Below are 19,766 nucleotides of genomic sequence, written 5' to 3'. Positions count from 1 at the left end.
CCTCTGCCGATGGTCGATGGTGCTCGCGGCTCAGATGTTGGGGTCGAAGGTGAAGATCACCAGGGTCCCGAGCAGCACGGTGAACACCGTGGCGGTCCCCATGAGCCCCTTGAGCCAGAGCCGGGTCGAGTCCTTCTCGGCGTAGTCGTTGATGACCTGACGCATGCCGTTGGCGCCGTGCAGCATGGCGAGCCAGAGCATCAGGAGGTCCCAGCCCTGCCAGAACGGCGAGGCCCAGCGGCCGGCCACGAAGGCGAACCCGATCTTGGAGACGCCGCCGTCGAGCACCAGCATGATCAGCAGGTGACCGAGGATCAGCACGACCAGGACGACACCGGACAGGCGCATGAAGAGCCAGGCCAGCATCTCGAAGTTGGTGCGGGTGCGGCGCGGGGTCTTCGCGGTCCGCTTGCGCGGCGGCTCGATGACGAAGGCGTCGGCGGGGTTGCCGGTGCCGAGGCCCTTGCCGGTGTGCGCCTGCTTGGAGGGGACGACGATCGCGTCGGAGTAATCCGTGGACATCAGTCAGCTCACTTCCCGAACCAGGAGATCAGCGTGTGCTGCAGGATGCCGTAGAAGGAGCCGGCCATCAGGACGACCCAGACCCCTACGACGGTCCACAGCATCTGCTTCTGGTACTTCGGGCCCTTGGACCAGAAGTCCACCGCGACGACGCGCAGGCCGTTGAGCGCGTGGAACAGGATGGCGGCCACCAGGCCGTACTCCATCAGGTTCACGAGCGGAGTCTTGTACGTCTGGATGACGGTGTCGTAGGACTCCGGCGACACTCGCACCAGGGCGGTGTCCAGGACGTGGGCGAACAGGAAGAAGAAGATGAGGACGCCGGTGACTCGATGAGCCACCCAGCTCCACATGCCTTCCCGGCCGCGGTACAGCGTTCCAGCCGGCACGGAAAAACCCTCCGGAAGCGATTGGGGGCTCGGCCGGCTTCGGTGTCGGTCAGCCCGGCCGGGTACGGTCCACCGGCCGCCAGCATCCTATCGACGCCGTGTCGGGAACCGCCTCCGGGGTCCCCAGGTGTGATCAATCAGGCACTTCTGGCCTAGTGGGGCGGGAACCGAGTCGCCACTTGTCACCCTGGGTGACGGCGCAACTCCGCCATGATGCCTTGGTGGCCCGCCTCCGGGGGCCGAACGGGTGGTCGGGTTCATCCTGACGGGTGAACAGGGTTCGGCCGGCCCCGGCGCGCCGGGGCCGGCCGTGCGCGGGGCGGGTCCCGCGTCAGCGCGCGCCGGCCTCCGAGTGGGTGGCGACCAGGTGCTCCAGCCGGGTGAGGGCGATCCGCCGGAGTTCGTCCGCCGCGATCAGCCGCTCCTCGTCCGGGTCGTTGGCCAGCCGGGTGCGGATGGAGGAGAGCACGGTGTCGAGCATCTCCTCCGGGGCGACGCCGTCCAGGCAGACCACGAAGACGTGGCCGAACCGGGCCTCGTAGGCGGCGTGGGCCGCCCGCAGTGCGGTGTGCGCGGCCTGGCTGCCGGGGGCGCGCATGCCGAGCAGGGGCTGCGGCATCCAGCTCTCGTCGGCGAGGGCCTCGGCGAGGTCGGCCGGGCGGAGGTCGTAGGAGGCCTCGCTGGCGGCGGCCAGCAGGGACCCTATGTCGGGGTAGGGGCGGTGGGCGGTGAGTCGCAGGGCCCAGCGGTGGCTGCCGCAGCAGGCCAGCAGGGCCTCCTCGGCGGCGCCGGCGTCCGCTTCGTTGAAGCGGTGCAGCCCCAGGAGGGTCGGCTCGGTGCTGGCGTCGGGCCGCTGTGACGGGATGTCGCTGGCCAGCGGGTCCTCCTCGGGAGGGCGGGAAGGCCGGTGGGGTGGGGTGGAGCAGCAGGAGTATGGGGCCGCGAAGGGGGCGTACGGCACCCTTCTGGCAGCCCCTCAAAGGTAGTTGAGCGGTCATCAGTTGGGGAGGGCGCGCGCGGAATTCATCCGGACGAGCTATCAAGTTGTGACGTTGACACCTTCGTGTCATCGTCCGCCCTCCCCGGGTCTGATAATGGCGGGCCGTGGCGACGGGCCCGCCGGGGCCCGTCGCCGGGCGGGGTCAGCCGCAGCGGGTGCCCTCGGCCGGCATGGTGCCGTCGGTCAGGTAGGCGGCCATGGCCTGGTCGATGCAGGCGTTGCCCTTGCCGAAGGCGCCGTGGCCCTCGCCCACCCGGGTGAGCAGGGTGGCCTTGGCGAAGCCCCGGGCCAGCTTCTCGGCGGAGGAGTACGGGGTGGCCGGGTCCCCGGTGGTGCCGACCACCAGGATCGGGGCGGCGCCCTCGGCGCGGATGGTGTGCGGCTTCTCCTGGGTCTTGAACGGCCAGTAGGCGCAGCCGGGCTCGGCGTAGTCGTCCACCGTGACGCCCTTGGAGAGCAGCGGCGCCTCGGCGAGCAGCCGGTCGACCGCCTGCCGGGCGTGTTCGGGGGTCGGCGCGGGGCGTGCCGCGTCGGCGCAGCTGATCGCGCCGTTGGCCTCGTCCATCGGGCTGTAGTGGCCGTTCTCGTCGCGACCGTTGTAGTCGTCGGCGAAGGCCATCAGGTAGTCGCCCTTGCCGCGCTTCATCGCCCAGCCGAGGCTGTTCCGCAGGTACTGCCAGGAGGTCTTCTCGTCGCCGTAGAGCAGCGAGACGACGCCGGTCCAGGCCAGGTCGCGGCCGAGCTTGCGGCCGTCCTTGGTGGTCAGCGGCTCGTCGTGGAGGCCGTCCAGGAAGTCGGCGGCCTTCTTGGCGGCCTTGGTCCGGTCGGTGCCGAGCGGGCACTCGTCGGCGTGGTTGTCCACGCAGTCGGCGGCGAAGCGCTCGAAGGACTTCTCGAAGCCGACCTGCTGGTCGACGCCGTGGTCGAGGGTGTCCTGGGCCGGGTCGACGGCGCCGTCCAGGATCAGTCGGCCGGTGTTCTGCGGGAACTCCTCGGCGTACAGGGCCCCGAGGTAGGTGCCGTAGGAGATGCCCAGGTAGTTGAGCTTCCGGTCGCCGACGACGGCGCGCAGCACGTCCAGGTCGCGGGCGGTGTTGCGGGTGCCGACGAAGGGCAGCAGCCTGCCGGACTTGGCCTGGCAGGCGGCGGCGTGGTCGGTGGACTGCTTGACGTGGGCGGCCTTGCGCTCGGCGGGGTCGTCCGGGGAGTCCAGCTGGTTGACGGCGTCGAGCTGCTTGTCGTCGTAGCAGACCACGGGGGAGCTGTCGCCGGTGCCGCGCGGGTCGAAGCCGATCACGTCGAAGCGGTCGTGCAGGGTGCCGGCGAAGTCCTTGGCGCCGTACTTCACCATCTCGACGCCGGAGGCGCCGGGGCCACCGGGGTTGACCATCAGCGAGCCGATCCGCTGACTCCGGTCGCCGGCTCGATACCTGATCAGCGCCAGGTCGATCGCGTCGGCGGCGGGGTCGGCGTAGTCGAGCGGGACGTGCAGCTTGCCGCACTGCATGCCGGAGGTGTCGATCTTCGCCTGCTCGGCCTTGGGGTCGGCCGGGCAGTCCGCCCAGGTGATCTGCTGGCCGTAGAAGGCCTTGAGCGCCGGGTCGGCCTCGCCCTTGGGCTTCGGGGTCGGGGTCGGGGTCGGGGTGGCCGTGGGGCTCGCAGGGGCGGGCGCGGTGTTGCCGGAGGCCTTGTCCTGGGCCGTCGTGGCGGTGTCGTCGCAGGCGGAGGTGAGCAGGAGGGCGCCTGCCGCCACGGCGGTCAGCAGGACCCGTGGGCGGGCGGCCCGGAAGATCGTCATCGCATGTGTGTACCACTCGTGTGCGACACGTGTTCGATTGGGGTGCCGGGCCGCTCCGCCGCGACGGCTGCCGGATCAGCCGCGGTGGACCTTGTGGTTGGCGGCCTGGGCCCGGGGGCGGACCACCAGCAGGTCGATGTTCACGTGCGAGGGCCGGGTGACCGCCCACGCCACGGTGTCCGCGATGTCTTCCGAGGTCAGCGGCTCGGCCACGCCCGCGTAGACGGCGGCGGCCTTCTCCTCGTCACCGCGGAAGCGGGTGACCGCGAAGCCCTCGGACTTCACCATCCCGGGCGCGATCTCGATCACCCGGACCGGCTCCCCGCACAGCTCCAGTCGCAGCGTCGCCGCGATGGTGTGCGCGGCGTGCTTGGCCGCGACGTAGCCGCCGCCGCCCTCGTACGCGGCCATGGCGGCGGTCGAGGAGAGCACCAGCACGGTGCCGTCGCCGGTCGCGCGCAGGGCGGGCAGCAGCGCCTGGGTCACGTGCAGCACGCCGAGCACGTTCACCTCGTACATGGCCCGCCAGTCGGCCGGGTCGCCGTGCTCGACGGTCTCCGCGCCGATCGCGCCGCCGGCGTTGTTCACCAGGACGTCCACCCGGCCGACCTCGGCCGCGAAGGCATCCACGGCGGCCCGGTCGGTGACGTCCAGGGTGACCGCTCTCGCTGAACCGCCGCGCCCGCCGATCTCCTCGGCCAGCGCCTCGATCCGCTCGGTCCGGCGGGCGGTCAGCACCACCTCGAAGCCCTCGGCGGCCAGCCGGCGGGCGGTCGCCGCGCCGATTCCGCTGCTGGCACCGGTGACCACGGCCACCTTCTGCTCGGTCATTGCCACTCCCTGGGGGCTCATCCGGTCGTTCACCCGATCATCTCAACCGCCTCCGCGCGCCCGCCGCCCGGTCCGGCCCTAGATTGCGAGGACCGACTCCCGCAAGAGAGGCCTCCGCCCGCCGACCCCGTGGAGAGAACCATGGCTGCCGCAGAATCCGGTTTCGGGATCGAACCGCTGTACGGCCCCGAGGCGCTGGCCGGGTGGGACCCGGCGGCCCGGCTGGGCCGGCCGGGGGAGTACCCGTACACCCGGGGCGTCCACCCGACGATGTACACCGGCCGGCCGTGGACGATGCGCCAGTACGCGGGCTTCGGCACCGCCGCCGAGTCCAACGCCCGCTACCGCCGGCTGATCGCGGCCGGCGGCACCGGCCTCTCGGTGGCCTTCGACCTGCCCACCCAGATGGGTTACGACTCGGACGCGCCGCTCGCCGCCGGGGAGGTCGGCAAGGTGGGCGTGGCGGTGGACGGCGTCGAGGACATGGCGGTGCTCTTCGACGGCATCCCGCTCGGCGCGGTGTCCACCTCGATGACCATCAACGCGCCCGCCGCCGTACTCCTGCTGCTGTACCAACTGGTCGGCGAGGCACAGGGGGTGGCGCCCGCGGCGCTCACCGGCACGGTGCAGAACGACGTGCTGAAGGAGTACATCGCCCGGGGCGCGTACATCTTCCCGCCGGAGCCCTCGCTGCGGTTGGCCGCCGACGTGTTCCGGTACTGCCGGGCCGAGATCCCGCGCTGGAACACCATCTCCGTCTCCGGCTACCACACGGCCGAGGCCGGGGCCGATCCGGCGCAGGAGGTCGCCTTCGCGCTGGCCAACGGGATCGCCTACGTCCGGACCGCGCTCGCCGCCGGGATGGCCGTGGACGACTTCGCGCCCCGGCTCTCCTTCTTCTTCGTGGCCCGCACCACGCTGCTCGAGGAGGTCGCCAAGTTCCGTGCCGCACGCCGGATCTGGGCCAGGATCATGCGCGAGGAGTTCGGTGCGAAGGACCCCCGTTCGCAGATGCTGCGCTTCCACACCCAGACCGCTGGGGTGCAGCTCACCGCCCAGCAGCCCGAGGTGAACCTGGTCCGGGTCTCGGTGCAGGCGCTGGCCGCGGTGCTCGGCGGCACCCAGTCGCTGCACACCAACAGCTTCGACGAGGCGATCGCGCTGCCCACCGAGAAGGCCGCCCGGCTCGCCCTGCGCACCCAGCAGGTGCTCGCCCACGAGACCGACGTGACCGCCACGATCGACCCCTTCGCCGGCTCCTACGCGGTCGAGTCGCTGACCGACGCCGTCGAGGAGGCCGTACTGGTGCTGCTGGCCCGGGTCGAGGAGCAGGGTGGCGCGGTGGCCGCGATCGAACGGGGCTTCCAGAAGGGCGAGATCGAGCGCAGCGCCTACCGGATCCAGCAGCAGACCGACTCCGGCGAGCGCACGGTGGTCGGCGTCAACCGCTTCCGGCTGGACGAGGAGGAGCCGTACCGGCCGCTGCGGGTGGACCCGGCGATCGAGCGGCAGCAGGCCGCCCGGCTGGCCCGGCTGCGGGCCGAGCGCTCCGGCTCGGCCGTCACCCGGGGGCTGGACGCGCTGCGCCGTGCGGCGGAGGGCTCGGCGAACGTGCTGTACCCGATGAAGGAGGCGCTGGCCGCCCGGGCCACCGTCGGCGAGGTCTGTGACGCGCTGCGCGGGGTCTGGGGCACGTACGTTCCGGTGGAACGTTTCTGAACCGGTCGAACGAGACGGACGAGACGAACGGGTGGAGCTGGTTGACCCGGCTGAACCGGAGCGCGGAATTGACGAACTGAGCTGACGTCAGGGCGGATCGGCCGTCAAGGCGGTGGGGGCCGTGACCACCGGCGCGGGTGATCGTTGCACAGGGCAAGCAATCCGGGGAAGGCGGCAGAAACGAGATGTCATACCCACCTGTCCGGCCGGTATGCACCCATCCGGGGACTAATTTTCCGGAAGTCGGGCCAAATCCCCCCAACGGGCCTATTCTTGGGGAGATGAACCGTCCTGAGCCCGCTCAGCCGGGCGCCACTCTCGCCGTCGCACGCCCCGCCGCCGAACTGCGCGACCGGGTCCGGACGCTGGAGCCCGAGCTGATCGCCTTCCGCCGTGACCTGCACCGGCACCCGGAGCTCGGCCGCCAGGAGTTCCGCACCACCGACCTGCTGCGCGACCGGCTGGTGGCGGCGGGCCTGGAGCCGCGGGTGCTGCCCGGCGGCACCGGCCTGCTGGTCGACATCGTCCCGGCCGGCACCGCCCCGGGGACGGAGTTCCTGGCCTTCCGAGCCGACATCGACGCGCTGCCCATCGACGACGCCAAGACCGATGTGCCGTACCGCTCGACCGTCCCCGGCCGGGCCCACGCCTGCGGTCACGACGTGCACACCTCGGTGGTGCTCGGCACCGGCCTGGTGCTGGCCGAGGCCGTCCGCTCCGGTGAGCTGCGCCGCCCGGTCCGGCTGGTGTTCCAGCCGGCCGAGGAGGTCATGCCGGGCGGGGCGCTGGACGTCATCAACGCCGGGGGGATGGACGGCGTCGGCCGGATCTTCGCGGTGCACTGCGACCCGAAGGTGGAGGTCGGCCGGATCGCCCTGCGGGTCGGGGCGATCACCTCGGCCTGCGACCGGCTGGTGCTGCACCTGGACGGCCCCGGCGGGCACACCGCCCGCCCGCACCTGACCACCGACCTGGTGACCGCGATCGCGCGGATGGCCGCCGACCTCCCGGCCGCGCTGGCCCGCCGGATGGACCCGCGCTGGGGCGTCAGCCTGGTCTGGGGCCGGATCGCCTCCGGCTCCGCGCCCAATGTCATCCCGCAGCACGCCGAGCTGGAGGGCACCGTCCGCTGCCTGGAGCTGGACGGCTGGCGGGAGGCGCCGGACCTGCTGCACGAGTTGATCGCCAAGGTCGCCGAGACCTACCGGGCCAAGTGGACGCTGGACTACCACCGCGGGGTGCCGCCGGTGGTCAACGAGGCGGTCTCGGTCGCGCGGCTGGAGGAGACGATGACCGCCCGGTTCGGACAGGGCGGTGCCCAGGTGGTGGAGGGGACCGAACAGAGCCTGGGCGGCGAGGACTTCTCCTGGTACCTGGAGCACGCCCCGGGCGCACTGGCCCGGCTGGGCGTCCGCACCCCCGGCGACGTCACCGTCCGTGACCTGCACCAGGGCCGGTTCGACGTGGACGAGCGGGCGATCGGCGTGGGCGTGGAACTCTTCGCGGCGCTCGCCCTGGAGGACGACCGAATCTGACCGATTCCTGGGGGTATGTGGCCCTCCTGTGATCGGGTCGTTGAGATCCGGGGTTACGAACCGTTCCGTAAACTGGGCCGGACCAATCTCGGATCACCGTCCGCGTAGGGGAAATAGAGCCTTCGGAAGGCCGTCAGACCACGGTTTGATAACAACCCGAATGCTCTGGCACCCCGTAACACAACCGTGTTCTACGCGCGTTACGGTGGCGTCCGACCACGCTAAACGGGTGCGTGTGAGAAGGAGATACTCCCTTGCGCCGTTCAATGAAGCTCGCCGCGGTTGTGCTCTCGGGTTCCCTGGGCATGGCCTCGCTCGCCGCTTGCGGCGCAAAGAGCACTGACAGTAACGCTTCTTCGGGTTCGTCCGATGCCCTCAAGGTCGGCATGGCCTACGACATCGGCGGCCGTGGAGACCAGTCCTTCAACGACTCCGCCGCGCGTGGTCTCGACAAGGCCAAGTCCGACCTGGGCGTCGCCGTCACCGAGGCCGAGGCCAAGCCGGGCGAGGCCGAGGCCGACAAGGAGACCCGGCTCAAGAACCTGGTCGACGCCGGCTACAAGACCGTCATCGCGGTCGGCTTCGTCTACCAGCCGGCGGTCAACAAGGTCGCCAAGGACAACCCGAACGTCAAGTTCGCGATCATCGACTCGAACGACAAGGACCAGCCGTCCAACGTCACCTCGCTGCTCTTCGCCGAGCAGGAGGGTTCGTACCTGGCCGGTGTCGCCGCGGCGAACAAGTCGAAGAACCACCACATCGGCTTCATCGGTGGTGTCCAGTCCGAGCTGATCAAGAAGTTCGAGGCCGGTTACAAGGCGGGCGCCAAGTTCGCCGACCCGAACATCCAGATCGAGACCACCTACCTGACCACGCCGCCGGACTTCACCGGCTTCAGCGCGCCCGACAAGGGCAAGGAAGCCGCGCAGGGTCAGCTCGACAAGGGCGCGGACGTCATCTACTCCGCCGCCGGCTCCTCCGGCGCCGGTGCCATCGAGGCCGTCGCCAACGCGGGCAAGTACGCCATCGGCGTCGACTCCGACCAGGCCGCCCAGCCGGCCCTGTCGAAGTTCAAGAACAGCATCCTGACCTCGATGGTCAAGAACGTCGACACCGCGGTGTACTCGTACATCGACTCGGTCAAGAAGGGCACGCCGTTCACCGGCATCAAGCTCTTCGACCTGAAGGCCAACGGTGTCTCGCTCGCCACCACCGGCGGCAAGATCGACGACATCCAGGACAAGCTGAAGGCCGCCGCCGACTCCATCACCAGCGGCGCCACCACCATCCCGACCGCGCCGGCCCAGTAAGGCCCGCGCGTCTCGGACGCGACCTGCGCCCGCCGCCTGCCCGGTCGGGCGATGATCGACACAGTTCACGGGAGGGGCCCGGAAGGGTGCGCTCAACGCGTACCCCCGGGCCCCGTTCCGTCTCCCCGTTTCCCCCCTTGGCCCTCCGAGCGCAACGACGCGCCTCCAGACCACCAGGAGACCGCCATCACCGCATCAGACCCCGTCCCCCTGCGCAAGGACGGCACCCCCAGCGCGGGGACGGCGACACCGGCCGTCGAACTGCGCGGCATCACCAAGCGCTTCCCCGGAGTCGTGGCCAACCACGACATCAACCTCACCGTCCGCACCGGCACCGTGCACGCCCTGATGGGCGAGAACGGCGCCGGCAAGTCGACGCTGATGAAGATCCTCTACGGCATGCAGAAGCCGGACGAGGGCACCATCGCGATCAACGGCGAGGTGTGCGAGTTCAACACCCCGGGCGACGCCATCGCCCGCGGCATCGGCATGGTGCACCAGCACTTCATGCTCGCCGACAACCTCACCGTGCTGGAGAACGTCGTCCTCGGCGGCGAGAAGCTCCACGGCATCGGGGCCAAGGCGAAGGCGAAGATCAAGGAGATCTCCGACCAGTACGGCCTGGGCGTGCGCCCGGACGTGCTGGTCGAGGACCTCGGCGTCGCCGACCGCCAGCGCGTCGAGATCCTCAAGGTGCTGTACCGCGGCGCCAAGATCCTGATCCTCGACGAGCCCACGGCCGTGCTCGTCCCGCAGGAGGTCGACGCGCTGTTCGACAACCTGCGCGACCTCAAGGCCGAGGGCGTCACCGTCATCTTCATCTCGCACAAGCTGCACGAGGTGCTCGCGGTGGCCGACGCGATCAGCGTCATCCGGCGCGGCACCACGGTCGGCGACGCCGACCCGAAGGCCGTCACCGCGCGCCAGCTGGCCGAGTTGATGGTCGGCGCCGAGCTGCCCTCCCCGGAGAGCCGCGAGTCGACCGTCACCACCACCGAGATGCTCGACGTCAAGGACCTGCGGATCGCCAAGACCGACTCCGAGGGCATCGAGCGCGTTGTCCTGGACGACATCTCGCTGCGGATCCACAAGGGCGAGATCCTCGGCATCGCCGGGGTCGAGGGCAACGGCCAGGCCGAACTGGTCGAGGCCATCATGGGCATGCTGCCGCTGGACGGCGGCACCGTCGTCCTGGACGGCAAGGACCTCTCCGGCACCCTGACCCGGGCCCGCCGCGAGGCCGGCATCGGCTACATCCCCGAGGACCGCCACAAGCACGGCCTGCTGCTGGAGGCTCCGCTCTGGGAGAACCGGATCCTCGGCCACGTCACCGAGGCGCCCAACTCCAGCGGTGTGCTGCTCAAGCCGGCCGCCGCCCGCGAGGACACCTGGCGGATCGTCGAGCAGTACGACGTCCGCACCCCCGGCATCGAGGTCACCGCGGCCTCGCTCTCCGGCGGCAACCAGCAGAAGCTGATCATCGGCCGCGAGATGAGCCACCAGCCCAAGCTGCTGATCGCCGCCCACCCGACCCGCGGGGTGGACGTCGGTGCGCAGGCGCAGATCTGGGAGCACATCCGGCGAGCCCAGCGCGAGGGCCTGGCCGTCCTGCTGATCTCGGCCGACCTGGACGAGCTGATCGGTCTCTCCGACACCATCCGGGTCATCTACCGCGGCCGCCTGGTCGCCGACGCCGACCCGGCCACCGTCACCGCCGAGGACCTCGGCACCGCGATGACCGGTGCCGCCGCCGGCCACCTGGAGTCCGCTCCGGAGGACGTCGCCGAGGCACAGGCGATCGCCGCCGAGGGTACCGAGGCCGAGGCCGAGCACCCGCACACCGACACCGCCGACGACCCGCAGGCGGGGGAGTAACCCATGACCAGTCCCAACCCCGCCGCCAAGCGCAGCCTGGCGCAGCGGATCAGCGGTGAGCGGATCGTGCTCGCCCTGGCGGCGCCCGTGCTCGCCGTCCTGCTCTCGGTCGCGATCTGTTCCATCCTGCTGGCGACCTCGGGCAAGAACCCGTTCGACGCGTGGAACGTGATGCTCACGTTCGCCAGCAAGTCGGACGGCCAGGTGAACATCCTCAACCGGACCACCACCTACTACCTGGCCGCCGCGGCCGCCGCGTTCGGGTTCCGGATGAACCTGTTCAACATCGGCGTCGAGGGCCAGTACAAGGTCGCGGCGCTGTTCGCGGCCTACATCGGCGCCCAGGTCGACCTGCCGTCGTTCATCCAGATCCCGCTGCTGCTGGTCACCGCCATGCTGGTCGGCGGTCTGTACGCGAGCATCGCCGGTCTGCTGAAGGTCTTCCGCGGTGTCAGCGAGGTCATCTCGACCATCATGCTGAACTCGATCGCGCTCGCGATCATCGGCCTGCTGCTCGTCCCCGGCGTCTTCGCCCCGAAGGTCAGCGGCACCAGCAACTCGATCCAGACCAACCCGGTCTCGCAGTCCAGCCACTTCTTCAGCCTCGACACGGCGGGTGGCCCGCTCTGGGGCTTCATCTTCGTCGCCGTCCTGGTCGGCGTGGTCTTCCAGTTCGTGCTGACCCGCACCCGGTTCGGCTTCGACCTGCGCGCCACCGGCCGCTCGGAGTCCGCCGCGACGGCCTCCGGCGTGAACGTCAAGAAGATGGTGATCATCTCGATGGCGGTCTCCGGCGCGATCGCCGGTCTGATCGGTCTGCCCGAGCTGCTGCAGAACTCGTACTACTTCGGCCAGACCTTCCAGCAGAACCTGGGCTTCCTGGGCATCTCGATCGCCCTGCTCGGCCGCAACAGCCCGATCGGCATGGCCTTCGCGGCGCTGCTGTTCGCCTTCCTGGACGTCACCGGTTCGGTGCTGCCGCTGCAGGGCGGCTTCCCGTTCGAGATCGTCACGGTCATGCAGGGCACCATCGTCATCTGCGTCGTCGTGGCGTACGAGCTCGTGCGCCGGTACGGCCTGAAGCGCCAGCAGCAGAAGGTCGGCGCGCAGCTCGCCGCCCAGCTCGCGGCCACTGAGAAGAAGGAGGTGTCGGCATGAGTACGGCCACCGCCGCTCGTCCGAAGGCGCCGGGCGCGCCCGCGAAGAAGCGCAAGCTGTCCTGGCCGGTCGTCCTGCTCCTGATCGCGGGCGCCCTGGTCCTGTTCTCCGCCGTGGGCATGGCCACCGGCAACCACTCGCTGACCTCCTCCGGGCAGATCACCGCCGCGCTCAGCGCCGCCGTGCCGATCGGCATGGCCGGTCTGGGCGGTCTCTGGTCCGAGCGGGCCGGCGTGGTCAACATCGGCCTCGAAGGCATGATGGTCGCCGGCACCTTCTGCGGTGCCTGGGCGGGCTACCTGGTCAACCCGTGGGTCGGTCTGCTGGCCGGCATGGCCGGCGGTGCGCTCGGCGGTCTGCTGCACGCGATCATCACCGTCACCTTCGGCGTCGACCACATCGTCTCCGGCGTCGGCATCAACCTGCTGATCCCCGGCATCTGCGCGTACGTCAACCGGATCTACTACAAGGACTACATCTCGGCCGGTGCCGGCCAGAACCAGTCCCCGCCGGCGGACCCGCTGCCCTACATCACCGTGCCGGGGCTGTCCTCGGGCCTGAAGAGCATCGAGAACCACCACTGGTTCCTGGTCTCCGACATCGCGGGCGTGCTCGGCGGCCTGGTGACCAACCTGTCGGTGGTCGTGGTGCTGGCCGCCGCGCTGATCGTGGCCAGCTACTTCCTGCTCTGGCGCACGGTGTTCGGCCTGCGGCTGCGCTCCTGCGGTGAGAACCCGACCGCCGCCGAGTCGCTGGGCGTCAACGTCTACAAGTACAAGTACCTGGCGGTCATCGCCTCGGGCGCCTTCGCGGGCCTCGGCGGTGCGTACCTCTCGCTGGTCGCCGCGCACTTCTACAAGGACGGCCAGACCCTGGGCCGCGGCTTCATCGGCCTCGCGGCGATGATCTTCGGCAACTGGATGCCCGGTGGCCTCGCCGTCGGCGCCGGCCTGTTCGGCTTCACCGACAGCCTCCAGCTGCGGGACCCGGAGTCGGTGCACGTGCTGATCCTGATCATCGCGATCGCGATGGCGCTGCTCGCCCTGTGGCAGCTGTACCGTCGCAAGTTCACCGCGACGGTGATCTCCTTCGTGGTGGCCGGCGGTCTGGGCGCCTGGTACGCGCTGACCGACGAGGTGCAGCGTCCGCTGATCGTCGCCACGCCGTACCTGATCACCCTGGTGGTGCTCGCGCTGGCCTCGCAGCGACTGCGGATGCCCAAGGCCGACGGCCAGATCTACCGCAAGGGCCAGGGCAAGTGACGGCCCCCGCGGGCTCGGCGGCCTCCGCGATCGACTGGGAGCGGCTGCGCGCGGCGGCACGCGAGGCGATGGGCCACGCGTACGCCCCGTACAGCAGGTTCCCGGTCGGCGCGGCGGCGCTGGTGGACGACGGCCGGCTGGTCAGCGGCTGCAACGTGGAGAACGCCTCGTACGGGCTCGGGCTGTGCGCCGAGTGCGGGCTGGTGTCCGCGCTGCACGCTTCCGGCGGCGGCCGGCTGGTCGCCTTCACCTGCGTCGACGGCACGGGCGAGCTGCTGATGCCGTGCGGGCGCTGCCGCCAGCTGCTGTACGAGCACGGAGGGCCCGGGCTGCTGGTCGACCTGGCCTCCGGCGTGAAGCCGATGAGCGAGGTCCTGCCCGAGGCGTTCGGGCCGGAGCGGCTCTAGCATCTGCTTTTGTTACGCGCGTAGAGTGTCGCGAGTGGGCCGGAACCCGGTCATCTCGCGGCACTCTACGCTTTTTGACGCATCTGAAACCCCTCTTGGAGCACGCATGGACGCCATCTCCGTCATCAGGACCAAGCGCGACCGCGGAGAGCTGAGCGACGCTCAGATCGACTGGGTCATCGACGCCTACACCCGCGGCGAGGTCGCCGACGAGCAGATGTCCGCGCTGGCCATGGCGATCCTGCTGAACGGCATGAAGCCGCACGAGATCAGCCGCTGGACCGACGCCATGATCCGCTCCGGCGTCCGGATGGACTTCTCCTCGCTGCCGCTGCCCACCAGCGACAAGCACTCCACCGGTGGCGTCGGCGACAAGATCACCCTCCCGCTCGCCCCGCTGGTCGCCGCCTGCGGTGCCGCCGTCCCGCAGCTGTCCGGCCGCGGTCTCGGCCACACCGGCGGCACCCTGGACAAGCTGGAGTCCATTCCCGGCTGGCGCGCCCTGCTCTCCAACGACGAGATGATGGACGTCCTGCGCGACGCCGGCGCCGTCATCTGCGCGGCCGGCGACGGCCTCGCCCCCGCCGACAAGAAGCTGTACGCGCTGCGCGACGTCACCGGCACCGTCGAGGCCATCCCGCTGATCGCCTCCTCGATCATGTCGAAGAAGATCGCCGAGGGCACCGGCGCGCTGGTGCTCGACGTCAAGGTCGGCTCCGGCGCCTTCATGAAGAACCTGGACGACGCCCGCGAGCTCGCCCGCACCATGGTCGGCCTGGGCACCACCGCCGGGGTCAACACCGTCGCCCTGCTCACCGACATGTCCACCCCGCTCGGCCTCACCGCGGGCAACGCGCTGGAGGTCCGCGAGTCGGTCGAGGTGCTGGCCGGCGGCGGCCCGGCCGACGTCGTCGAGCTCACCCTCGCGCTGGCCCGCGAGATGCTCGCCGCGGCCGGCGTGCACGGCAAGGACCCGGCCGACGCCCTGCGCGACGGCTCCGCGATGGACCACTGGCGCCGCATGATCGCCGCCCAGGGCGGCGACGTCGACGCCCCGCTCCCGGTCGCCCGCGAGCAGCACGTCATCCCCGCGCCCGCCTCCGGCGTGCTCACCGAGCTGGACGCCTACGCGATCGGCGTCTGCGCCTGGCGCCTGGGCGCCGGCCGCGCCCGCAAGGAGGACCCGGTCCAGGCCGGCGCCGGCGTCGAGATGCACGCCAAGCCCGGTGACGCCGTCGTGGCCGGCCAGCCCCTGCTGACCCTCCACACCGACACCCCGGAGCGCTACGACTACGCCATCGAGGCCCTGAAGGACGGCATCACGGTCGCCCCCGAGGGCACGGCGTTCACTCCGAACCCGATCGTTCTCGACCGCATCGCGTAGTCATCCGATCGCTCCATGTGCGGCAGCGTGGTTTGCGCTGCCGCACATGGGAGTTGACCGAGCCGGCACTGTGTCCACCTTGCTGCTGTCGGAGCGGTTGGCGGGCTCGCTGGAGTCGTCGCTTCACATCCGCATCGCGCCCGAGGTGGAGCCCACCGTCCGCTTCCGTGCGCCGGCTGTCCGAGGCGACGAGGAGTCCGTGCCCGGCGGTCGGGTGCGGACTCCTTTCGCGTACTCAGGCGTACGTGAGCAGACCGCTGGTGTCGAGGGTCCAGGGGCCGACGGTGATCTTGTCGCCGAAGACGAACTTCTCCCGGGACTCGTAGCCCAGTTCGGAGTGCACGATGCCGGTGCCTGTGCGGGGGTCGACGATCAGGTAGAACGGGATGCCCATCGCCGCGTAGTCGTGGACCTTGTTGTGGTAGTCGTTCTCGGGGTTGGAGTGGGAGACGATCTCCACCACGAGCAGTACCTCGTGTGGGAGCACCGCTCGCTGCTCGCCCTCCAGGGTCGCCTCGGGGAAGACCATCAGGTCCGGGTTTCGCAGCTGACCGAGGCCGGCATCCTGCAAGTCCGCGCCGTGGTAAGCGATGTGGCCCGGGTGAGTGGTCGGCAGTTGGGCGTTGAGCTGTCGGGCGATGCGCAGCACGGCGAGCTCGTGGCGCTTCACCGGCGACATCGTCATGACGATCTGACCGTCGGCGATCTCGATCTTCCCTATCCCGGGCACCTTCGGCAGCTGATCCGCGATCTCAAGCAGCCTGGTGTACACAGCAGGACCGACGCTCATGCCCCTGAGTCTATCGGCGCCCACTGTCAAGCGTCCGCGACCGCTCGCCTCGTGGTGTGCGCCTGGTGGGTGGCGTAGAGGGTGACGGCGGCGGCGAGGGTCATGGCGGTGAGGCCGACGGTGGCGGCACCGGGCCAGCCGGTGGCGTGGTAGGCGTCGGCGCCGAGGGTGCCGCCGAGGCTGTTGCCGAGGTAGTAGGCGATCAGGTAGAGGGCGGAGGCCTGGGCGCGGCCCTCGGTGGCGGTGTGGCTGACGGCGGAGGAGGCGGTGGCGTGGCCGGCGAAGAAGCCGGCGGTGATCAGCACCAGGCCTAGCAGCGCGCAGACCAGGGAGTCGGCGAGCGAGAGCAGCAGGCCGGCGGCGGTGACGCCGATGGCGACGTAGAGGGCGCCGCGGCGGCCGAGCCGGCCGGAGAGACGGCCGGCCGCGGCGGAGGTGCCGGTGCCGACCAGGTAGACCACGAAGATCGAGGCGGCGATCGACTCCGGCAGGTGGAAGGGTGCGGCGATCAGCCGGTAGCCGACGGTGTTGTAGACCGCGCCGAACACCGCCATGAACAGCATCGCGAGCGCGTACAGCCGCACCAGCAGCGGGTTGCGCAGGTGCCGGCCGACGGTGCGGGCGAGGGCGCGGGCGTCCACCGCGGCCGGGGTGAAGTGCCGGGCGGCGGGGACCAGCAGCCGGAAGGCGAGTGCGGCGAGCAGCGCGAGGGCGGCGGAGGCGGCCAGGCCCCAGCGCCAGCCGAGGGCGGCGGCGGTCCAGCCGGAGACGAGCCGGCCGCCCATGCCGCCGATGCTGTTGCCGGCCACGTACAGGCCCATCGCGGAGGCCAGCGCGCTGGGGTGGACCTCTTCGGCGAGGTAGGCCATCGCGGTGGCGGGGAGTCCGGCGAGGGCGGCGCCCTGGAGGACGCGCAGCGCCACCAGGGTGGTCAGGCCGGGGGCGAAGGGCAGGGCGACGGCGAGGGCGGAGGCGGCGAGGACGGAGGCCGTCATCACCGCGGTGCGGCCGTACTTGTCGGAGAGCGCGCTGGCGGGGAGCAGCCCGAGGGCGAGGCCGAGGGTGGCGGCGGAGGCCGTCCAGCTGGCCTGGCCGGGGGTGAGGTCGAGGTCGGCCGAGAGGACCGGCAGCAGGCCCTGGGTGGAGTAGAGCAGGACGAAGGTGGCGACCCCGGCGGCGAACAGGGCGAGGTTGGCGCGGCGGAAGCCGGGCCGGCCGGGGCGGTGGCGGTCGTCCTGGTCGGGGGTGTGCTCGGTCGAGGCATCCGGGGCGGGCACGGATGCCCTGGTATCGGAGGGCTGCATGGCATCGACGGTAGGCCCGGCGCGCTTGATGCGTCCAATGCATGAAGAGTGGATGATCGATGCACTGGCGTATGAGTCGAGGTGGGACGGGATGACCGTGGCGGATCTGCCGGACGGAGCCGAGCAGCGGTACCGGGCAGCCGAGTTGGGGCCGGAGGCGCCGGCCGTCCGGCTGGCGCCCAGGCTGGCGCAGTTCGCCGCGGTGGCCCGGCTGGAGCACGTGACCCAGGCGGCGGCGCTGCTCGGGGTGCCGCAGCCGACGCTGTCGCGCGCGGTGGCCCGGCTGGAGGAGGAGCTGGGGGTGGACCTGCTGGCCCGTCAGGGCCGGACGGTCCGGCTGACCAGGGCGGGCCGACTGCTGCTGGCCTCGGTGGAGCGGGCGTTGGCGGAGCTGGAGCGCGGCGCGGAGGCGGCCCGGGCGGAGGCGGATCCGGCGGTGGGGCGGGTGGCCTTCGGCTTCCTGCACACGATGGGTCCGGACGCCGTGCCGGCGCTGCTGCGCGGCTTCCGGGCGGCGCACCCGCAGGTGCGGTTCCAGCTGGTGCAGGACTACGGCATGGCGATGCTGGAGCGGCTGCGGGCGGGCGAGCTGGACCTCTGCCTGGTCGCGCCGCTGCCGGACGACCCGGCCTTCGCCGCCCGTCCGCTGGACGAGCAGCGGCTGCACCTGGCCGTGCCGGCCGACCACCGGCTGGCCGGGCGGCGGCGGATCCGGCTGGCGGAGGTGGCCGAGGAGCCCTTCGTCGGGCTGGAGGACGGGTACGGGCTGCGCATGATCACGGACGGCTTCTGCGCGCAGGCCGGGTTCGTGCCCCGGCTGGCCTTCGAGGGGGAGGAGACCGAAACCCTGCGCGGGCTGGTGGCGGCCGGGCTGGGGGTGGCGCTGCTGCCGCCGGCGCTGGTGCCGCGGCCCGGGGTGGTGGAGCTGGAGGTGACGGCACCGCGGACCCGCCGGGCGATCGGGCTGGCCTGGGCGGCGGGGCGGCCGCTGACGCCGCCGGTGGCGGCGTTCCGGGACTTCGTGCTGTCCCGGCGGGGGCGCCTGCTGCACCACGACTGAGGCCTTGGCCCACCCTCGGCTCCTTTGGCGGATCCTATGGACCGGGCGGTGGAATTCCGGGTTCGGTTTGGACCATTCGGTGCTGTTACCGGTGGTCGGTCTACGCGCGTAGGGGCTATATTTCCGCAATGGAGAAGCAGATCCCCGTCACCACCGCGGGCACCGGCCCGCGCATTCCCACCCCCGACCAGATCCGCCGCGCGCCGAAGGTCCTGCTGCACGATCACCTCGACGGCGGGCTGCGCCCGGAGACCATCGTCGAGCTCGCCGCCGCGACCGGCTACCAGGGGCTCCCGACCACCGACGCCAAGGAGCTCGGCGAGTGGTTCCGCGAGGCCGCCGACTCCGGCTCGCTGGTCCGCTACCTGGAGACCTTCGCGCACACCTGCGCCGTCATGCAGACCCGCGAGTCCCTGATCAAGGTCGCCGCCGACTGCGCCGAGGACCTGGCCGCCGACGGCGTGGTGTACGCCGAGGTCCGCTACGCCCCCGAGCAGCACCTGGAGGGCGGCCTGTCCCTGGACGAGGTCGTCGAGGCCGTCCAGGAGGGCTTCCGCCTCGGTGAGGCCAACGCCCGCGCGGCCGGCCACCGGATCCGGGTCGGCACCCTGATCACCGCGATGCGGCACGCCGCCCGCTCGCAGGAGATCGCCGAGCTGGCGAACCGCCACCGCGACCGGGGCGTCGTCGGCTTCGACATCGCGGGTGCCGAGGCCGGCTACCCCCCCACCCGCCACCAGGCCGCCTTCGACTACCTCAAGGGCGAGAACAACCACTTCACCATCCACGCGGGCGAGGCCTTCGGCCTGCCGTCGATCTGGGAGGCCCTGCAGTGCTGCGGCGCCGACCGGCTCGGTCACGGCGTGCGGATCGTCGACGACATCACGGTGAACGAGGACGGCAGCGTCGAGCTGGGCCGGCTGGCCGCGTACGTGCGCGACAAGCGGATCCCGCTGGAGATGTGCCCGACCTCCAACCTCCAGACGGCGGCGGCCACTTCGTACGCCGAGCACCCGATCGGGCTGCTCAGCCGGCTGAAGTTCCGGGTCACCGTGAACACCGACAACCGGCTGATGAGCGGCACCAGCATGAGCCAGGAGTTCGGCCACCTGGTGGACGCCTTCGGCTACACGCTGGGCGACATGGAGTGGTTCACGGTGAACGCGATGAAGTCCGCGTTCCTGCCCTTCGACGAGCGACTGGCGATGATCAGCGACGTGATCAAGCCGGGCTACGCCGAGCTCAAGGCGGAGTGGCTGTTCAGCGCGGGCGCCGGCGGCCGCTGAGTCCGGGCGGCCCCTGCGGTCGGATGAACGCGGCTGCCGGGCAAGGCAGTTGGCGTTCATCCGACTACTCACTCGGGTGAGTGAACGGCCTTTGGATCTCGCGAGCCCCTGTCACTACGGTGTGCCAGTCATTGCT

General features: G+C 71.1%; 17 protein-coding genes. 10 read left to right on the top strand and 7 right to left on the bottom strand.

The features are described from left to right. Nucleotides 1–30 precede the first annotated feature (30 nt). From sdhD to ACZ7BZ_RS12475, 5 genes are all read right to left on the bottom strand, one after another. Nucleotides 31–522, bottom strand: coding sequence for a succinate dehydrogenase, hydrophobic membrane anchor protein (sdhD, locus tag ACZ7BZ_RS12495; protein WP_380457955.1), 492 nt, complete (start codon nucleotides 520–522; stop codon nucleotides 31–33). A gap of 8 nt (nucleotides 523–530) precedes the next feature. Further along, nucleotides 531–911: a succinate dehydrogenase, cytochrome b556 subunit gene (gene sdhC / locus ACZ7BZ_RS12490; protein WP_033332398.1), complete on the bottom strand. Its 381-nt coding sequence runs from the start codon at nucleotides 909–911 to the stop codon at nucleotides 531–533. 331 nt (nucleotides 912–1,242) lie between these two features. Next, a complete protein-coding gene (locus tag ACZ7BZ_RS12485) occupies nucleotides 1,243–1,776 on the bottom strand; it encodes a 2-oxo-4-hydroxy-4-carboxy-5-ureidoimidazoline decarboxylase (protein WP_380458021.1) in 534 nt (177 codons plus the stop codon). Nucleotides 1,777–2,053: 277 nt separating this feature from the next. Beyond that, nucleotides 2,054–3,709, bottom strand: a complete 1,656-nt coding sequence (locus ACZ7BZ_RS12480; RefSeq protein WP_470358336.1) for an alpha/beta hydrolase — start codon at nucleotides 3,707–3,709, stop codon at nucleotides 2,054–2,056. Nucleotides 3,710–3,784: 75 nt separating this feature from the next. After that, nucleotides 3,785–4,540, bottom strand: coding sequence for an SDR family oxidoreductase (locus ACZ7BZ_RS12475; RefSeq protein ID WP_470358335.1), 756 nt, complete (start codon nucleotides 4,538–4,540; stop codon nucleotides 3,785–3,787). Between the two features lie 141 nt (nucleotides 4,541–4,681). On the opposite strand from ACZ7BZ_RS12475, the gene ACZ7BZ_RS12470 reads away from it, so the two are divergent. The 8 genes from ACZ7BZ_RS12470 (at nucleotide 4,682) to ACZ7BZ_RS12435 (ending at nucleotide 15,190) form a co-directional block, all read left to right on the top strand. Further along, entirely contained in the window at nucleotides 4,682–6,259 is a 1,578-nt protein-coding gene (locus ACZ7BZ_RS12470) for an acyl-CoA mutase large subunit family protein (RefSeq protein ID WP_470358334.1), read from the top strand. Between the two features lie 281 nt (nucleotides 6,260–6,540). After that, nucleotides 6,541–7,794 carry an amidohydrolase gene (locus tag ACZ7BZ_RS12465; RefSeq protein ID WP_380457963.1) on the top strand — a complete coding sequence of 418 codons (1,254 nt, stop codon included), beginning with the start codon at nucleotides 6,541–6,543 and terminating at the stop codon, nucleotides 7,792–7,794. 254 nt (nucleotides 7,795–8,048) lie between these two features. Beyond that, the gene (locus tag ACZ7BZ_RS12460) at nucleotides 8,049–9,104 is read left to right on the top strand and encodes a BMP family lipoprotein (protein ID WP_470358333.1); all 1,056 of its coding nucleotides are present in this window, start codon (nucleotides 8,049–8,051) and stop codon (nucleotides 9,102–9,104) included. 210 nt (nucleotides 9,105–9,314) lie between these two features. Beyond that, on the top strand, nucleotides 9,315–10,979 hold the full coding sequence (locus tag ACZ7BZ_RS12455; protein ID WP_470358463.1) for an ABC transporter ATP-binding protein: 1,665 nt from the start codon (nucleotides 9,315–9,317) through the stop codon (nucleotides 10,977–10,979). Nucleotides 10,980–10,982: 3 nt separating this feature from the next. Beyond that, the gene (locus ACZ7BZ_RS12450; RefSeq protein WP_470358332.1) at nucleotides 10,983–12,137 is read left to right on the top strand and encodes an ABC transporter permease; all 1,155 of its coding nucleotides are present in this window, start codon (nucleotides 10,983–10,985) and stop codon (nucleotides 12,135–12,137) included. Further along, nucleotides 12,134–13,399, top strand: coding sequence for an ABC transporter permease (locus tag ACZ7BZ_RS12445; protein WP_470358331.1), 1,266 nt, complete (start codon nucleotides 12,134–12,136; stop codon nucleotides 13,397–13,399). Before ACZ7BZ_RS12450 ends, ACZ7BZ_RS12445 begins: the two co-directional genes overlap by 4 nt. Continuing rightward, a complete protein-coding gene (locus ACZ7BZ_RS12440; protein WP_470358330.1) occupies nucleotides 13,396–13,806 on the top strand; it encodes a cytidine deaminase in 411 nt (136 codons plus the stop codon). The genes ACZ7BZ_RS12445 and ACZ7BZ_RS12440 overlap by 4 nt, the downstream gene beginning before the upstream one ends. 106 nt (nucleotides 13,807–13,912) lie before the next feature. Continuing rightward, on the top strand, nucleotides 13,913–15,190 hold the full coding sequence (locus ACZ7BZ_RS12435; protein WP_380457972.1) for a thymidine phosphorylase: 1,278 nt from the start codon (nucleotides 13,913–13,915) through the stop codon (nucleotides 15,188–15,190). A gap of 235 nt (nucleotides 15,191–15,425) precedes the next feature. On the opposite strand, the gene ACZ7BZ_RS12430 is transcribed toward ACZ7BZ_RS12435, so the two are convergent. After that, nucleotides 15,426–15,980, bottom strand: coding sequence for a Uma2 family endonuclease (locus ACZ7BZ_RS12430; protein WP_470358329.1), 555 nt, complete (start codon nucleotides 15,978–15,980; stop codon nucleotides 15,426–15,428). Between the two features lie 26 nt (nucleotides 15,981–16,006). Continuing rightward, nucleotides 16,007–17,284 (bottom strand): MFS transporter, encoded by a 1,278-nt coding sequence (locus ACZ7BZ_RS12425; RefSeq protein WP_470358328.1) that lies wholly within the window; start codon nucleotides 17,282–17,284, stop codon nucleotides 16,007–16,009. Nucleotides 17,285–17,375: 91 nt separating this feature from the next. On the opposite strand from ACZ7BZ_RS12425, the gene ACZ7BZ_RS12420 reads away from it, so the two are divergent. Further along, nucleotides 17,376–18,344: a LysR family transcriptional regulator gene (locus ACZ7BZ_RS12420; protein WP_380457978.1), complete on the top strand. Its 969-nt coding sequence runs from the start codon at nucleotides 17,376–17,378 to the stop codon at nucleotides 18,342–18,344. Nucleotides 18,345–18,472: 128 nt separating this feature from the next. Beyond that, entirely contained in the window at nucleotides 18,473–19,630 is a 1,158-nt protein-coding gene (locus ACZ7BZ_RS12415) for an adenosine deaminase (protein WP_465739255.1), read from the top strand. Nucleotides 19,631–19,766 lie beyond the last annotated feature (136 nt).

The organism is Kitasatospora sp. NPDC036934 (assembly GCF_055608425.1).
Note: the sequence above shows the minus strand (reverse complement) of the source record. Positions and strands in the feature narration are given on the sequence as shown.

What these genes read in the sequence shown, in the direction of transcription:
- sdhD (WP_380457955.1), bottom strand. Translation starts at nt 522, where the DNA reads ATGTCCACGGATTACTCCGACGCGATCGTCGTCCCCTCCAAGCAGGCG.
- ACZ7BZ_RS12480 (WP_470358336.1), bottom strand. Translation starts at nt 3,709, where the DNA reads ATGACGATCTTCCGGGCCGCCCGCCCACGGGTCCTGCTGACCGCCGTG.
- ACZ7BZ_RS12475 (WP_470358335.1), bottom strand. Translation starts at nt 4,540, where the DNA reads ATGACCGAGCAGAAGGTGGCCGTGGTCACCGGTGCCAGCAGCGGAATC.
- ACZ7BZ_RS12470 (WP_470358334.1), top strand. Translation starts at nt 4,682, where the DNA reads ATGGCTGCCGCAGAATCCGGTTTCGGGATCGAACCGCTGTACGGCCCC.
- ACZ7BZ_RS12465 (WP_380457963.1), top strand. Translation starts at nt 6,541, where the DNA reads ATGAACCGTCCTGAGCCCGCTCAGCCGGGCGCCACTCTCGCCGTCGCA.
- ACZ7BZ_RS12450 (WP_470358332.1), top strand. Translation starts at nt 10,983, where the DNA reads ATGACCAGTCCCAACCCCGCCGCCAAGCGCAGCCTGGCGCAGCGGATC.
- ACZ7BZ_RS12445 (WP_470358331.1), top strand. Translation starts at nt 12,134, where the DNA reads ATGAGTACGGCCACCGCCGCTCGTCCGAAGGCGCCGGGCGCGCCCGCG.
- ACZ7BZ_RS12435 (WP_380457972.1), top strand. Translation starts at nt 13,913, where the DNA reads ATGGACGCCATCTCCGTCATCAGGACCAAGCGCGACCGCGGAGAGCTG.
- ACZ7BZ_RS12430 (WP_470358329.1), bottom strand. Translation starts at nt 15,980, where the DNA reads ATGAGCGTCGGTCCTGCTGTGTACACCAGGCTGCTTGAGATCGCGGAT.
- ACZ7BZ_RS12425 (WP_470358328.1), bottom strand. Translation starts at nt 17,284, where the DNA reads ATGCAGCCCTCCGATACCAGGGCATCCGTGCCCGCCCCGGATGCCTCG.
- ACZ7BZ_RS12420 (WP_380457978.1), top strand. Translation starts at nt 17,376, where the DNA reads ATGACCGTGGCGGATCTGCCGGACGGAGCCGAGCAGCGGTACCGGGCA.
- ACZ7BZ_RS12415 (WP_465739255.1), top strand. Translation starts at nt 18,473, where the DNA reads ATGGAGAAGCAGATCCCCGTCACCACCGCGGGCACCGGCCCGCGCATT.